Here is a 16,582-nt window from a genome sequence, read left to right on the forward strand (position 1 = left end):
CCGGCGCCGACCTTGCTGCCGACCCCGACGCCACCGTCGCGGCCAGTGTCATCACCACCGATGCGGCCGGCAACCAGACCACCGCCACCGACACCCAGAGCTACAGTGTGGTATCTAGCCAAGCGACAATCGATCTTACGACCCTAACCCTTGCACAGGGCTTCGTCATCCAAGGTGAAGATCCCGGCGACAGGGCCGGTTGGAGCATATCCTCAGCAGGTGACGTCAACGGCGACGGCTTTGACGACATCATTATTGGCGCGCCTTTTGCAGACAGTTTGATTGGCGAATCCCAAGCCGGGAGAGCGTATGTCATCTTCGGCGGCGCCTCGCTGACCAACCTCGATCTGGCCAACTTGACGCCGACCCAAGGCTTCATCATCAGCGGCGATGCCGCAGCAGACACGGCCGGTCGAGCCGTTTCCGGCGCCGGGGACATTAACGGCGACGGCTTTGCAGACCTGATCGTCGGCGCACCCCTGGGCGACGATGGTGGCAATCGCGCCGGTGAAGCCTCTGTGATCTTTGGAAGTGCGGCGCCGGTCAACATAGATCTGAGCACGCTCACCCCCGTTCAGGGCATTACCGTCCAAGGCGATGCCGCCGAAGATTTTGCCGCATGGAGCGTCTCATCAGCCGGCGACGTCAACGGCGACGGCTTCGACGATCTCATCATAGGGGCGTTCAGAGGCGACGACGGTGGCTACAGTGCGGGCGAATCCTATGTGATCTTTGGCAGTGCCTCGCCGATTAACATCGACTTGACCACACTGACTCCCGTCCAGGGCTTCGTCATCCAGGGGGACGTTGCTGGGGACTATGCGGGTCGCAGCGTATCATCAGCTGGCGACGTCAACGGAGACGGCTTCGACGACATCATTGTCGGTGCACCGAGCGGCAGCAATGGCGGGGGCAGCGCGGGTGAAGCTTACGTGATCCTCGGTAGCGCCTCACCGGTCAATATCGACCTGACTACTCTGACCCCCGCCCAGGGTTTCATCATCCAAGGTGACGTCTCTCTGGACAATGCCGGCTACAGTGTATCGTCAGCTGGCGACGTCAATGGCGACGGCTTCGATGACATCATCGTTGGCGCCCCGGGTGGCGACAATGGCGGCGGAAATGCCGGTGAGGCCTATGTGATCTTTGGCCGTACGGCGCCTGTAAACATCGATCTGACTACCCTGACCCCGGCACAGGGCTTCATAATACAGGGCGACGTTGCTGACGACTCTGCGGGGCGTAGCGTGTCCTCGGCGGGCGATGTCAACGGGGACGGCTTCGATGACATTATCGTCGGCGCCCCACTGACTGACTATTTTGGCGGGCCAACGCCAGGCAGCGCCTATGTCGTGTTTGGCAGCGCTTCGCCCGGCAACATCGACCTCACTACGATGACCGCAAGCCAGGGATTTGCCATTCTCGGCGATGCCGTCGCAGACAAAGCGGGGTGGAGCGTCTCGGCGGCAGGCGACGTCAACGGTGACGGCTTCGATGACATCCTGGTCAGCGCGCCTCTTGGCGATGACGGAGGCACTGCGGCCGGTGAGGCCTACGTGATCCTGGGCGGAGCCTTTGGTCTAGGGTCAACACCAGTGACGACCATGGGCACAGGCGCTGCCGAAATGCTAATCGGCGGTCTCGGCAATGATATACTCACCGGTGGTGGCGGCGCCGACATCCTGCGCGGCGGTGCCGGCGACGATGTGCTCGGCGTTTCCAGCACTGATTTTGCCGACGTCGATGGTGGCGCCGGCACTGATACTCTGCGGCTCGACGGGAACGGCTTGTCGCTCAATCTGGCCACAACCCTTCCTGCCGAAATCACCTCTATCGAGAAAATCGACCTGACCGGCAGCGGCAACAACAGCCTGACCGTGGACCGGCTGAGCATCCTCGACCTAAGCGAAGAACGCGTCAGTGGCGTAGCCATTCTTACTGTGAACGGCAACGCTGGCGATGTTGTCAACGTCGCTGACGCGGGCTGGTTCTATCAGGGTAGCATTACCGTGGGAGGTGATAGTTACGAACGCTACACCAACGGCAATGCGGAGTTGCGGGTCGAGAACGGTGTCACGGCAAACTTTGCACGAACCATCGACCTCACCACGATGAGTGCCGCGCAAGGTTTCATTGTCCAGGGTGATGCGGCAGGAGACTTTGCGGGCTGGAGCGTTTCCTCGGCAGGCGACGTCAATGGCGATGGCTTTGACGACCTTATCGTCGGAGCGCTAGGGGGGGACAACGGCGGCGCCGAGGCCGGGGAGGCCTATGTGGTGTTCGGGGGGGCGACCCCGGTCAACGTCGACCTCACGACCATGACTGCCGCACAGGGGTTCATCATCCAGGGTGATGTAACAAATGACCAGCTGGGCCGAAGCGTATCGTCGGCGGGCGATGTCAATGGTGACGGCTTCGACGACCTGATCGTCGGAGCGCCTTATGGTGACAATGGCGGCACCAGTGCCGGAGAGGCCTATGTGGTGTTCGGCGGCGCTTCCCCAGCCAACGTAGACCTCAGCGTCCTCACGCCTGCCCAAGGTGTCATCATCCAGGGCGATATCGCAGGCGACCAGGTAGGTTGGAGCGTCGCCTCGGCGGGCGATGTCAATGGCGACGGCTTCGACGACATAATCGTGGGAGCAAAATTCGGCGATGATGGCGGCTACAATGCCGGCGAGGCTTATGTGCTATTCGGCGGCGCTTCCTCAATCAATGTAGACCTCACCAATCTCACCGCCGCCGAGGGCTTCGTCATCCAGGGCGATACATATGATGACTTGGCAGGGTTCAGTGTCGCTTCAGCAGGCGACGTCAATGGCGACGGCTTCGATGACCTCATTGTCGGCGCACCGGGCGGCAGCAATGGCGGTAACTTTGCCGGCGAGGCCTATGTAGTATTCGGCAGTGCATCGCCCGCTAACATCGACCTCACAACCCTCACGGCCGCACAAGGTTTCATCATTCAGGGCGATGTCCCGTTCGACCAGGCCGGTTTCAGCGTCTCCTCTGCCGGCGATGTTAATGGTGACGGCTTCGACGATCTGATCGTTGGTGCAGTCTCGGGCGACAATGGTGGAAGCAATGCCGGTGAGGCCTATGTGGTGTTCGGGGGGGCAACCCCGGTCAATATCGACCTCACCACCCTCACCGCCGCACAAGGCTTTGTCATTCAGGGCGATGCGGCAGGTGACTATGCGGGCTGGAGCGTCTCCTCGGCGGGGGATGTCAATGGCGATGGCTTCGACGATTTGATCGTCGGGGCGCGCTATGGCGACGATGGCGGAAGCAGTGCCGGCGAGGCCTATGTGGTGTTCGGCAGTTCGTCTCCAGTCAATATCGACCTCACAACCCTCAACGCTACGCAAGGTTTCATCATCCAGGGTGACGTGGCAGGGGATCGGACAGGGTGGAGCGTGTCCTCGGTGGGCGACGTCAATAACGACGGTTTCGACGATTTGATCGTCGGGTCCCCTTTCGGGGACAATGGCGGCAGCAATGCCGGCGAGGCCTATGTCGTGCTGGGCGGAACCTTCGGGCTTGGCTCAACACCGGTGACGACCACCGGCACGGCGGGAGCCGAAATGCTGATCGGCGGGCTCGGCAATGACGCCCTCACCGGCGGTGGTGGCGCCGACATTCTGCGCGGTGGTGCCGGCGACGATGTGCTCGCCGTATCCAGTACCGGCTTTGCCGATCTCGATGGCGGCACCGGCATCGATACGCTGCGTTTAGAGGGCAGCGGCACCGCCCTCAATCTGGCCACCACCCTTCCGGCCGAAATCACCTCGATCGAGCTAATCGATCTGACCGGCAGCGGCAACAACAGCTTGACGGTGGACCGGCTCAGCGTGCTCGACCTGAGTGAGGAGCGCGCCAACGGCATGGCTGTCCTCACCGTGACAGGCAATGCTGGCGATGTCGTCAATGTCGCCGATGCAGGGTGGTTCTATCAGGGCAGCATCACTGTCAGCGGCGAGAGTTACGAGCGCTACACCAATGGCAACGCGGAGCTGCGGGTCGAATACGGCGTCATCGCGAACTTTGCCAGGACCATCGATCTCACGACACTCACCGCCGCTCAAGGGATGATTATCCAGGGCGATACGGCGGGTGACATTGTGGGCTACAGCGTCTCCTCGGCGGGCGATATCAATGGCGACGGCTTTGACGACCTGATCGTCGGAGCACCAAATGGCGACAATGGCGGAACTGAAGCCGGCGAGGCGTATGTTGTGTTCGGCGGCGCTTTCCCGGTCAACATCGACCTCACAACCCTGACTGCCGCGCAAGGGATCATCATCCAAGGCGACGTTGCAGGTGACCAGGCGGGCTGGAGCGTCTCCTCGGCAGGTGATGTCAATGGCGACGGCTTCGACGACCTGATCGTCGGCGCGCGCGCTGGCGACAATGGTGGCGCTGAAGCCGGCGAGGCCTACGTCGTGTTCGGTGGAGCTTCCCCGGTCAATATCGACCTCACAACTCTCACCGCCATGCAAGGGATCATCATCCAGGGCGATGTAGCAGGTGACCAGGCGGGCTTCAGCGTCTCGTCAGCGGGCGATATCAACGGCGACGGCTTCGACGACCTGATATTGGGGGCGCCAAATGGCGATAATGGCGGCTTCAGTGCGGGCGAGGCGTATGTTGTGTTCGGCGGCACCAGCCCGGTCAACATTGACCTCACAACCCTCACTGCTGCGCAAGGGATCATCATACAGGGAGACGCGTCAGATGATCAGGCTGGCCGTAGTGTGTCCTCGGCGGGCGATGTCAATGGCGACGGCTTCGACGACCTGATCGTCGGGGCGCCAAATGGCGATAATGGCGGCAGCAACGCCGGCGAGGCGTATGTGGTGTTCGGCAGTGCTTCCCCAGCCAATATCGATCTTACAACCCTCACCGCCGCACAAGGCTTTGTCATCCAGGGTGATGTTTTAGTTGACTTGGCGGGCTTTAGCGTGTGCTCGGCGGGCGACGTCAATGGCGATGGCCTCGACGATTTGATCGTCGGGGCACCATTCGGCGACGATGGCGGCAGCAATGCCGGCGAGGCCTACGTGGTGTTCGGCAGCGCTTCTCCGGCTAACATCGACCTCACAACGATCACTGCCGCGCAAGGCTTTATCATCCAAGGCGATGTGGCAGGTGACGAGGCGGGCTTTAGCGTCTCCTCGGCGGGCGACGTCAATGGCGACGGCTTCGCTGATCTCATCGTCGGGGCACCGTTCGGCGACAATGGCGGCCTCGAAGCCGGCGGGGCCTATGTGGTGTTCGGCAGAGCAGCTCCGGTCAACATCGACCTCTCGACCATGACCGCTGCCCAGGGCTTCATCGTGCAGGGAGATGCGCCAAGTGACTTAGCGGGTCAAAGCGTATCTTCGGCGGGCGACGTCAATGATGACGGCTTCGATGATCTGATCATTGGGGCAGGCTCCGGCGACAATGGCGGTAGCAGTGCCGGCGAGGCCTATGTGGTACTCGGCGGGGCCTTCGGGCGAGACTCGACACCGGTAACGACCACTGGCACAGCCGCCGCCGAAATACTGATCGGCGGTCTCGGCAATGATACCCTGACCAGTGGCGGCGGGGCGGACATTCTGCGCGGCGGTGCCGGCAACGATGTGCTCGGGGTCTCCGGCACCGGCTTTGCCGACATCGATGGCGGCGCCGGCATCGATACATTGCGGCTCGACGGCTCGGGCGACATGTTCGACTTCTCTGTGATCCTTCCCGCCAAGGTCACCAGCATCGAGATGATCGATCTGGCGGGGACTGGCAACAACAATCTGGTCCTCGGTGCGCGTGATCTGTTTGACTTGTCTGACGACACGCTCGGAGGCTTCACGCGTCTCACCGTTCACGGCGATGCCGGCGACAGTGTCAGTACACTCGAGACCGGCTGGACCAATGTCGGGACGACGACGATCGACGACGATACATTCACTATATTCGAGAACGGACAGGCCCAGCTGATCGTCGATACCGACATCAACATCGCAGGAGTTTTGCCCTGAGCTTCCCGGTAGGTCCTCGCGATACCATGATCCGGCTGAGCCGGATCATGGTAGATATGTAGGTGGGTAGGTAAAAAGGGGGAGCACATGGACAAGTTGGTCAGCTCGCAATCAGATGCCAATCCAGCGGATGCTGCCAAAGCAGCCGGCGGCGATCCACTCTTCACCGTTAACACGTCACGCGGGTTTACTGCATGGCTTAAACAACAAGATACAAGCCTGGCAGTCACGACCTATCAAGTTGGCAAGCTGTTCTTCTTTGGTGTCCAGCCTGACGGAAAGCTCTGGGTGTTCAACCGAAATGTCGGCCGCTGTCTTGGCCTGGCAATCCGCGACAACGATTTGTGGGTCACCGGCGACACCCAGATCTTCAAGTTCGTAAACGCGTTCGAACCCGGACAGAAAAGCAGCGAAGGTCATGATGCGCTTTTTGTGCCGCAGGTTGGCTATTTTACCGGGGACCTTGATGCCCATGATCTCGTTATCGGATCTGATGGGGAGTTGGTCTTTGCAAATACGCTGTTCAATTGCTTAGCAACAGTCAGTAGCTGCTTTAGCTTTACACCCTTGTGGCAACCGCCGTTCATAAGTCGCATGGCGGCAGAAGACAGATGTCACCTAAACGGCGTTGCGATACGCGATGGCAAGCCTGCTTTCGTCACTGCGGTGGCCAACAGTGACACGTTCGACGGCTGGCGCGACCAGCGCCAAAACGGTGGCATCGTCATCGAAATAGAGAGCGGCAAGATCGTCTGCTCGGGCTTGAGCATGCCGCATTCGCCCCGCTGGCACCGCGAGAGGCTGTGGGTTCACAATTCCGGAACAGGCGAGTTCGGCTGGGTCGATCTAACAACAAACATGTTCAATCCGACGTGTTTTTGTCCCGGTTACCTTCGCGGCTTGTCGTTCATCGGAAACTTCGCTGTCATGGGACTGTCGAAACCCCGCGACAACAAGACGTTCTCTGGCCTCGCGCTTGATCAACGCCTCAACACACGCAAGATGGAACCACGCTGCGGCCTCTATGTTGTCAACCTCGACAGTGGGGACATCGTCCACTCTCTGACGATCGAAGGGGTGGTAAGCGAGCTTTATGATGTTGCCGTGATCCCCGGAAAGGCTCAACCCGCAGCGCTTGGGCCCATGGGATCAGAAATTCGTCGTACGCTGTCCTTTGGACCAGTTGGCTGACCCTGCTGGTCTGGTTCAGTTTGTACCCAAGGTCTTTTCGATCGACACCGGCGGTGGGTTAGGCAAAACCCGTTTCAGATTGAACGTACACGACTCTGCACGCAAGGAACCATGATCGCGATCATTCTAGGGAATCTGCGCCCTCACGACCCTTACCTGCGCTCGAACATCCGCAGGAAGAGCCGCGCTCGCCGACACCCTCGGGCGTATGCGTATGGATTGAAACGTGCCGGACGGCGTCGCGACAGGTCTCGCTCTACAGCGCCAACGGGTCGGGTCATTGCAGTGCGCTCCAGACCGGAGGCATCATCGTGTTGAAGCAGGATGTCCTTCTGTCCTTCTGCGAGTAAAGGCCATGAAGATAGCTGTGGCTGTCTCTATCTGATCGCGGCTCGTTGCTCTGAGCCTTTGCCGCACCATTCCATCACAAACTCTGATAAGCGTCGACGACGATATCGAGTTGGCGAGGATATCCAAGTCCGACCGTCCGACCCAGGCAAGGATCGGCTTTTCGAAAGCCTGCGCGAGCATGGCGAGCCCCCCGATCAAGTGCCACGACCGCTTGCGCCAGTCTTGCCGCCTACTGTCCATGGCAACGGCAATCTGACGTCTTCGAGTATCTTGGCCGATTTGGCAAAGCCGCAGAAAGCCTGCTTCGCAGCGGCAAGCGGATATCCGCTATCAAACGCTCGCTGGCACGCCCGAAGCGCTGTTTCGTAGATAGTGTCGCGGCGGTTCTTGGGCCATTCGTACAGAAATTCGAGGGCGTCCTCCAGGCAGGCAACCTCCTCGATTAGGCTGTTTCCGGATTTCACGAAAACGGGACTGTCAAACATCCGATCGCTCATCAGATTCTCCAAGTCGAACGAAAGTTTGCGTTTCTGTAAAGGCCTATGCCGACAGCGGCAGCGGCCCGCAATCGATATGTGTCGGCACATCCCCCGCTTCAAGAAGCCTTGATGAAAGTTCAACATCGACCGCTAGGCTGGTTCAGCATGAGGAGACCCGGGGATGGGTAGCCGGGCTGCTGGGTTGGTGGTCACCCCTGGAATCACAGAAGATTGGTGTTCGACCTGCTGCAGACAAGCAGAATACCACGCAACTCTTGCTAGCCTCAAAGGGCGGTCAACAGCGCGCCACCCAGTGACGTGGACTTCTTCAGCAGATGGTCCTGAACCATCCCCCTACGATCAAACCGCTGGCCGCCCATGGTCCACTCAACCAAGCCTCCCGTTCCCCGATATGATGTTCACAAAAAATCGGGTGCCAACTGCGGGTATCACTAGTTGAGTGTGTGCGGGGCGGCTTCCTGAATGGGGCCAGGATCCCGCGCACGGTCCGTGAGCCCGATGGCCAGGAGGGTAGCCACCGCAAATGCGACGGCCACAGTCATCGCGTAAATGCCTGTGTTCCTATCCATCCAGAACATCTCCTCTGGGACGCCTGGAATCAATCGTCGGCAGCCCAAACGGTTCCGACAGCGTCGGTCGAGGTGCTTGAACCGGCGAGCGGGTCGAAGGCGCGCGTCTTCGTCGATCTCGAGGGTGAGTTTGGTCAGTCCGGTGCACCGCCACACGGCATTCAGCGGCCGGCACAGTGAGCGATTGGAGGGTCACTGTGCCGGCAACGACATGGATTGTTGCGGCGAACCATGTCGCGGAACATGATTACAAGAACCAAGTCCCAAGTCTAGTGATCGACCAGGGTATCGCTGCTAAAAGGAAGCTGAGCGACGCGAAGAACCTGCTGCGCGCCCCGTCTCGTCGAGGGGCGCTGGGCTCAATGGCAGGGCACGCCCGGAGCTTGGCTGCAAATCAGCTATTACTTAAGCAGCGTCAAAAAAATGGCTTCTTGCGCATGTGGCGGTAGGGGCTCCGTCGTCCGTTCCACGCCGAAGCTTAGCTGCTGTCCCATGTGCCAGGTTCAGGTCGCAATGGCGCTGCTCATCGACAGATTTAACGATTGACGTCGTCGTCGCGGTTCGAGGGAAGCCGCCAATCTCTTCCTAAGGGAGAGCCGTGACGAATTGTAGGGCTCCAACCCGGTGAGCGTGTATTGAAAACGCGGTGCGAAAGCACCTAGACTTTTTGGACAGGCCTCCTCCGGCAGGATTTTGCTTTTCAATCCAGAAGCAGAAGTAGGCCCGGATATATTCTCTTTAGATTTGGCAGCGTTCGTTGCTGCCATACAATATTGCTATTGCCCCGAACCACCATCCGGGTCTGAGGATGACTTCGGGCTTCAATCACCAATCTTGCCAGAATATTTCTGCCGTGCGAGTTGATGAATTCCAAGTCGGACAGGTGAACTGTAATAACTGGTGGGCCTGAGGTGAGGAGGTCTCTTACCAGTGACGTGATCTCTGAAGCGGTCTTGTTCTCTAGACGCATTACCCCACTGAAATAGAGGTCAGGCCCTTCGATCCATGCGCTGTATTCGTCAGTCTTTATGTCCATGGTAGCAGCCCTCACGAGCCGTCTGACAATCTATAAAATCCAACTGCTTGTAATGTCCGCATCTTATACAGGAGAATGAAAAAGGCCAGAACAAACAAGTGAAGTTCGTCGTTTTGGATTGCTGAGAAAAGATCGTTGTACAATTGATCGCAGCTTGGTGAGTTTTCGCAGTGCCTGCCTGCAGCCATATGCCATAAGCATTTTAGCGCTTCAAAAGCCCACGACACCCCGCGAATTGCCACCGGCCACGGGTTTCTTGCGCGCGCATTTTATGTTTTTCTAGTCGATGGCGCTTTCGGCAAATTCGTCGGGTGTTCCGACAGCTTTGTCGGAATTCACTGTTGTCCGCGTGTTCCTCCGTACTATGTTGAGGTCAGATATATATTAGCCATTGCTTAAGAATTGCGCTTTGATATGGTTGCTATGTAGCGCGCGCGCCCCCAACCCCACCCTGACGCGCTCTACCAACAAGTACTTTACCTGCGAGGCTCATTTGAGACCCCGCTCCTGTCAGGGAGCGGGGTCTTCTTCGTCCGGCGCTTACCAGCACGCTTGTAAATGAATACAATCAACACTGAGTCGGCCTTGATGGCCGGATATCTATGCTAGCGGGCGACGGTGTCGTAACCACCCACCCGAAACTCTCTCAAGCGGTCGCGCCTAAGGAAGCGCTCGTTCAGTTCTTCCTTCGACAGAGGTTTAGAAAACCAATAGCCCTGCAATTGATGGCTGCCGGCATCCCGGGCAAAATCCGCCTGGTACCGGTTCTCTATTCCTTCGACTGTGACGGGGACCCCGAGAGCATTCACCAGTTTGACAGTGGCATCCAACACTGCTGCAGCCTTAGCATCGTGCTCGATATTGGCGACAAGCGACTTGTCTAACTTGACGCGATCGAAGCGGAATTGCCGCAAGGAGCCGATGCTAGCAAAACCAGAGCCGAAATCGTCGAGAGCAACCTTGATTCCCAGTGCCTTGATCTCGGAGATTGAGCGTTTCGCCTGATCGGCATCCGAAATCAGGACTCCCTCCGTAAGCTCGATGGTCAGACGGTGAGGCTCAAATGCAAACTTGTCGAGAGTGGCCTTTAGGCCTCCCGCGAAATATCGGTTGCGGAGCTGCACTGGGGAGACATTCACAGCAATCTGCAAGCCTGGCCAATGTGAGCCTTGAACTATCGCCTCTTCCAGGATTTGGGATCCAAGTATGCCAATGAGCCCGGCCCTCTCGGCAAGTGGTATGAAGATATCAGGAGCAATCGGACCGGTCTTGCTGTTCCATCTCGCCAGTGCTTCCACACCGCAAAGATCCCCGTTGCCTGCATCAACGACCGGCTGGAATGCGACCTTCAGTTCGCGCCTATCCAACGCGTCGATAAGCTGCTGTTCTAGCTTCGCTTGTTCAGAAAGTTCCGCTTCAAAATCGGGGTGAAACACGACAGTGACACCAGCTGAACCATGCTTTGCTTGATGCAGAGCCATTTCGGCCTGTCGTAACAAGTTGTGAAAATTAGCCCGTGACAACACGGCCTCGGTCACGCCAACACTGACGCTGATCTCGATCTCGCGTCGCCCAATCGTGAAGGGTTCTGCGAACGCCTCGCTCACGGCCGATTGCAAATGGGCGACCTTGCCGGCTGCGTCGACCGACACGATTGCGAACTCATCGCCGTCCAACCGAGATATCGTTGTTCCCACTGGCAAATCCTTGGTCAAGCGCGCTGCGACAGCTCCCAGCAGTTGATCGCCAATCGTCTGGCCCCACAGGTCGTTAATGGCTTTGAATCCGTCTATGTCTACCAAACACAGACCTATCATCGCCGAACTGCTCACGTCAGACGCGAGATTTTCAACATATTCGGACAATCCCGGACGATTGAGCACACCGGTCAGATGGTCGTGCAGAGAGCTTCGCCTTGCACGGGCCTCTTCCTTGGCGAGCGAACGCACCGAAAGCAGGCCAATCATTCCAATGCCTATGATCAGCAGGAGCAGGATTGCAGCCGCTCCGAAAATGAGCAGACGTACACGTTCGTAGCTGCGTGTACCCGACTTCTCCGATGGGAGGCTGAGGAAACCTACAGTACTTCCGTCAACATCTCTTATCGGGACCGCAACAGTGCTATCCACGCGGCTATCAGTCAGCTGAAGGCCACGAAGGTTGAATTTTCGAGCAGTTTCGTTGATCGTTTTGGCGTCAAGATCCTTCTCAAATATCAGAATGTAAGGATTAGGCGGCGGGATCCCTTGAATGAAGGGACGGATGCGCGCGGCTCCGATTACCGCAGGCCCGTGCACAGTGCCGATGAATTCTGCATGGACGTCTCCTTGCAGGCCATCAGCAGCGCGCGCACGCTCCACGATTCGAGCCAGGGAGCTGTCGAAAAACTCACCGGGCTGCACGCGCATTGCTTTACCATGCCGATAGTGCAGCAGCGGTTTGTCGTCGGGTCCGATCACCAGTGCCATGTCATAGAGCGGATGGTCCAGAGTCGAGAATCCCCAGTTCTCGATCAGCCAGGCATCTCGAGTTGGCGAACCCAGTTGGCGATAAGCCTCGTCCCAGAATGCGTTGTCTCTAACTGTACCGGCCATTTGCGAGCGCAGTGACTCTGCTGCAGACGCGGCTGCGCTGGTTGCCCTTGTCTCATCGAGTTCATCAGCAGTACGCACGATGGAATAGATGGCGCCGCTGACGACGACCCCTAGTGCCGCTGCCACCCCAAGCGAGAGAAGTACGGCGGTTATGATGACCGCTTTTTTATGATTGCCCGAGGAACCGCGAGGGGGGAGATGAGCACCGCCGGCCATTGAATAGCTCATGAAAGGAAAAACCGCTGCCCAATGATAAATTAAACTGAACGCTTAAGTTAAGGCTCAATAAGAAATTCCTAAACTAATTACTAAAATTGTTGATCGTATCAAGCATGGTGTGCCGAGGATCTGTCTGTGTGGGTGGTAATAATAACTGTGTAGGAAGGGTTCTCCGGGGGGGGGGGGGCAACTTTGCGGTTAGCGATGCCAACTCGAGGTATTACAGGGATCGAGTGCGTCGCGCGCCAGCTTGGCCCAGACTCATAACCAATAGCTGACGGTCGCGAGAAATTTGAGCCGACGGTTGGCCTTTGGTCGACCTGGTGGCGGATCGCATCTGAATCATAGCCTTTGTCGGCATGCAGGATGCGGGTGTCTGGTAGGCGTTTTAGAAGCTCGCCTTCCGCTGTGCAATCAGCGACCTGTCCGCCGGTGAGCATGAAGGCAAGCGACAATAGCGGTCGGTCAGGGCATTGCATTTGGTGATGCGGCCGGCCCGCGAACGCCCGATGGCCTGATGTTGCTCCCCTTTACAGCCGAGCGATGCGCCTCACTGCGTTACGAGTGATAAGAACCTGCTCGGGCGGACCTGCATTGGCAAGCGCGTGAAAGAGATCAGACCACACTCCGTTGGCCCAGCGGACATGCCGATTGTGGAGCGTCTTGCGCGGCCAGTAGTCCGGTGGCGCATCGACCCAGCGTCGCCCAACTTCAGAACCTGAAGTTACCGCTCTGATCCCACGTCGGTCGTCGACGCGTTCCTTGCGCCGCGTGTCAGCCGGAAGATGAGGTTCGATGCGGCGAAACTGCTCTTCTGTAAGCCAGAAATGGTCCCGCTTCATCATGTCTCCATTTCGGAAGTCACGAATCACACAAACCCGAAGCGATGCCAACATTTTTATGGGTCCGGGCACTACGTTGCCATGGTCAGTGGATTAAACGGCCGAGTGCGATCTCTATTGCGATCTGCATGCCCATGCCGATCTCACGGCTGAGGTGCTGATCCCCCATCGTGTCGGCGTCGAGTTTGGCGTTGGTCAGAAGCTTCAACACTTCGAGAGCCTCATCGGCGTCAAGAGTGTAAGTGAATTCCGGATCGCCCATCGCCTGCGCCAGCTCCTGGGCTTCGGACAGTTCGAGGTCGGGCATTCTACCATCCAGTTTTGGATCTGCTGTCGCAATGTAAGCGCTGCTTCAGCACTCGGCATTTTCACGAACGCAATGAACGAGGGTGTAAGTCATCATTTTTCGGCACGCGCCAGCGATACGCGCGCCCCGGGCAGGGCTTGTAATGCTGGGGTTAAGCGGGTGATTTAGCCGATCCTAACGCAGCGTCAAGCAACGCGCGCGCGTGCTCATGACTCAAGCTCAATCACCCATTGCGGGTCGCGCGCGATAATTTGCACGGTAGGGTATCAGTTTCGAGAAGGTTATGCAACCCTGATTGTATGTTGCCCTAACGGAAAGCATCGTATAGTTCATTTCGTCACATAGAAACAAACGGGAACAGAATGAAGAAAATGCTTTCTGTTAGGCGTGGAGCGGATATTTCTCATGTAGAATTAACTGCCAGGTTCGTTTCCGCTTATTTATTAAATAATGCTGTACCTTTAAGCGGCGTGGGTGATCTGATAGAAATTGTTCACAAATCATTTGTTGATATAAATATTCCCAGGGACCAATATTTTCAGTATGGGTCATTGAGACCTGCCGTCCCGATTAAAGGCTCTGTGACGGTAGATTATATTATCTGCTTGGAAGATGGACGGAAGTTTAAGTCTATCAAAAATCACATCAGCCAAAACTACAATCTGACTCCAGATGAATATCGGGCGAAGTGGAGGCTTTCTTCTGATTATCCTATGGTTGCTCCCAATTATTCAGCGTTACGCTCGCGGATCGCCAAGGAACTAGGTCTCGGCCGCAGAACCAAAAAGGCGCAGGTGCGGCAGCGCCGCGACAAATGAAGGTCCTAATATGACCCCGAAGCAACACCTCCGGTCCAAACGCCGGGAAAGGCTAGGCCAATTTGTAGGTGAATGAGACGCGGTTTCGTCCCTGCTGCTTTGCCTCATATAAGCATCGAGCCGCTTGACGCAGGCTCTGTGCTGTATCGGGCGAGCCCCGCATTTCGGCGCCACCTATGCTGACAGTCGTCCTAATGCTTCCGCGATCGCTTTTCATCCAGCGAATTGTCTCGACTTGCCGTCTTATCATCTCCGCACGCAACATTGCACTATCCTTGTCGGCGTCACGCAGGATGACGCCAAACTCTGTCCCTCCAGTTCGGCCCACAACATCGCTGGGTCGAGTTGCATACAAAAGAGCCTTTGCTATCCGATTTAAGGCCTCGTCGCCTTTGGCGTGGCCGTGCTGATCATTGATCTTTGTAAAATCATCGGCATCAATCAGGAGTAGCATGTCGCATTCTTCGTCTCGGCCTACGCGTGCCAGGTGGCCAATGAAGGCCTCTCGGTTCAGGAGTCCGGTCGCCGGATCATGGCTTGTCGAATAGTTGAGTTTTTCGTGGGTTTCGCTCAATGCCGCATGCGATCTCGCGAGCGCCTCACTGGCTTCCTTGTACATCTCAGACTGATAAAAAATATATGAGGCGACTGGCATCGCTATAACAATAGGAATCACGGTGCACTCGACCCAACTGAGCCAGTCGATCGGCATTCCAAAGGCTAGTCGGCTAGAGAATGAAAGTGCAAAAGTCGAAACAACCGCAATCGCGGTCACGACAGCTGCTTTTGCGAGAATGAAATTGCGCCGAGTCATTTCTTTATATTAGGATAGGCTCATTAAGCATCCCTTATGAAATGGCGAAAATGATTGGTCAAGCGTCAACGCGCCGTTCCTGCCTCGCCACTTTGGAATATACGTTGCAGGACGGTAAATCGGGCTACTCATATCCAGCCCTTGGTGTTTTTGCTGGAAACTTGGTGGGCCCATACTCGGCGACAACGGGGTTGACGTCGCAATCAGGAGATTAGGTCTGGGGTGTGCAGTCTGGTTTTTTAGAGACATTGATTAAACTAAATCACTATCCGCTCGGAAGAATTTAAAGGTTATCACATAGAATAAAACCACATTTTTCGAAGGGTTGAAGGCTCTGACGGTAGTAGGAGGAACCGAGCATGCCCTATGCATCGACGGCTTTTAAAAGAATGTTGGTCGGTAGCATCGTCCTGCTGTGCCTCGGCGGAGCAGCGACGGCAGCCGATACTAGTATCGGCAGCAGACCTGAGGGGCCTCGCGTCAACACCCCAGGCACAGACTTGCCCCCTGCCAGCAAAATCAATCACTGCAACGCGGTACTTGCAAATCCGCAGGCCTTTGAGAATGACCTTCATGAACTTTGCAAGCTCTTACGTTCTCTCACTAAGCCAAATCGCTCGCGGCAGCCGTCAGTCGAGTTTACCAAAGCATAGTGTATCGGCTGCGGTGTGGTGAGGGTCGCCAGGGCCTGCGACCACTGACAGTGACCACGCATTTCCAGTTGTGCTGCGCAAAGACAGTTGTAAAGATTTGCCCTGTCGAAAACCAAGTACCAGTACAGTCATTCTCTTGTTCGGCACGTTCGCCAGCAAGATAGAAATTGTTGGCTCACCATATTCGTGAATGTGAATCGAAGGCCGGCCCTGAGGTGGCCCCCTCATCTTCAGCGAATGGCAGCTACGGTTGCCAAGGGCTCCCTACGATGTGGTCCGCCTTTCTTCAAGGTGCACCGTGCGCCGCGCTTTCCAAACAGGCAATTTGACCTTGATCGGATCGAATTGAAGCCGCGGTACGCTGCAGCAGCCGCGCAGTTTCAATTGAGTCGTTCGCGGCACGAACTGGCACGGTGATGAATGATGGTTATTGCATCTCTGCCTTGAGAATCTGTTTCGCAGCCTCATAAATGGCCCCCAGAGCCGGCTCTGCAGCGTGGTGCTGCTCAAGCAGGAACAAGGCTTGCTCGTAAATCTCGTGAACATCCTCGTCAGAGAGAATACCTTTGGCCCCTAACATCCCGACTAGGGAGGCAAGTAGCGACGACGACACCAGCTCACTTGCCGCCAAGGTGTCAACACGGGGATCATCCGACATATAACGCCTTTCC

At 57.0% G+C, this 16,582-nt stretch carries 9 protein-coding genes and 1 pseudogene; 3 read left to right on the plus strand and 7 right to left on the minus strand.

What is annotated here, in order from left to right:
- The first annotated feature begins 107 nt into the window (after window positions 1–107).
- Both ACSQ3E_RS05785 and ACSQ3E_RS05790 read left to right on the plus strand, forming a co-directional pair.
- A complete protein-coding gene (locus tag ACSQ3E_RS05785) occupies window positions 108–6,017 on the plus strand; it encodes a hypothetical protein (protein ID WP_310322845.1) in 5,910 nt (1,969 codons plus the stop codon).
- A gap of 87 nt (window positions 6,018–6,104) precedes the next feature.
- The gene (locus ACSQ3E_RS05790; protein ID WP_310322847.1) at window positions 6,105–7,208 is read left to right on the plus strand and encodes a TIGR03032 family protein; all 1,104 of its coding nucleotides are present in this window, start codon (window positions 6,105–6,107) and stop codon (window positions 7,206–7,208) included.
- 545 nt (window positions 7,209–7,753) lie between these two features.
- Here ACSQ3E_RS05790 and ACSQ3E_RS05795 read toward each other — a convergent pair.
- The 5 genes and pseudogenes from ACSQ3E_RS05795 to ACSQ3E_RS05815 form a co-directional block, all read right to left on the minus strand.
- The gene (locus ACSQ3E_RS05795) at window positions 7,754–8,056 is read right to left on the minus strand and encodes a DUF982 domain-containing protein (protein WP_310322848.1); all 303 of its coding nucleotides are present in this window, start codon (window positions 8,054–8,056) and stop codon (window positions 7,754–7,756) included.
- Window positions 8,057–10,269: 2,213 nt separating this feature from the next.
- Complete coding sequence (locus ACSQ3E_RS05800) at window positions 10,270–12,486, minus strand: putative bifunctional diguanylate cyclase/phosphodiesterase (protein ID WP_436121983.1); 2,217 nt, start codon at window positions 12,484–12,486, stop codon at window positions 10,270–10,272.
- Between the two features lie 98 nt (window positions 12,487–12,584).
- Window positions 12,585–12,980 (minus strand): annotated as a pseudogene (locus ACSQ3E_RS05805) (transposase); the annotation flags it as partial.
- 27 nt (window positions 12,981–13,007) lie between these two features.
- Window positions 13,008–13,322: a transposase gene (locus ACSQ3E_RS05810; RefSeq protein WP_436121984.1), complete on the minus strand. Its 315-nt coding sequence runs from the start codon at window positions 13,320–13,322 to the stop codon at window positions 13,008–13,010.
- An 82-nt stretch (window positions 13,323–13,404) separates the two neighbouring features.
- Window positions 13,405–13,626: a hypothetical protein gene (locus ACSQ3E_RS05815; RefSeq protein ID WP_310322851.1), complete on the minus strand. Its 222-nt coding sequence runs from the start codon at window positions 13,624–13,626 to the stop codon at window positions 13,405–13,407.
- Between the two features lie 362 nt (window positions 13,627–13,988).
- On the opposite strand from ACSQ3E_RS05815, the gene ACSQ3E_RS05820 reads away from it, so the two are divergent.
- Window positions 13,989–14,444 (plus strand): MucR family transcriptional regulator, encoded by a 456-nt coding sequence (locus tag ACSQ3E_RS05820; protein WP_310322853.1) that lies wholly within the window; start codon window positions 13,989–13,991, stop codon window positions 14,442–14,444.
- Window positions 14,445–14,496: 52 nt separating this feature from the next.
- Here ACSQ3E_RS05820 and ACSQ3E_RS05825 read toward each other — a convergent pair whose 3' ends face one another.
- Together ACSQ3E_RS05825 and ACSQ3E_RS05830 are read right to left on the minus strand one after the other, a co-directional pair.
- The gene (locus tag ACSQ3E_RS05825) at window positions 14,497–15,219 is read right to left on the minus strand and encodes a GGDEF domain-containing protein (protein WP_310322855.1); all 723 of its coding nucleotides are present in this window, start codon (window positions 15,217–15,219) and stop codon (window positions 14,497–14,499) included.
- A 1,119-nt stretch (window positions 15,220–16,338) separates the two neighbouring features.
- Window positions 16,339–16,569, minus strand: a complete 231-nt coding sequence (locus ACSQ3E_RS05830; RefSeq protein ID WP_310322857.1) for a hypothetical protein — start codon at window positions 16,567–16,569, stop codon at window positions 16,339–16,341.
- Window positions 16,570–16,582 lie beyond the last annotated feature (13 nt).

The organism is Aminobacter sp. LjRoot7 (assembly GCF_964252895.1).
GTDB lineage: Bacteria > Pseudomonadota > Alphaproteobacteria > Rhizobiales > Rhizobiaceae > Aminobacter > Aminobacter aminovorans_B.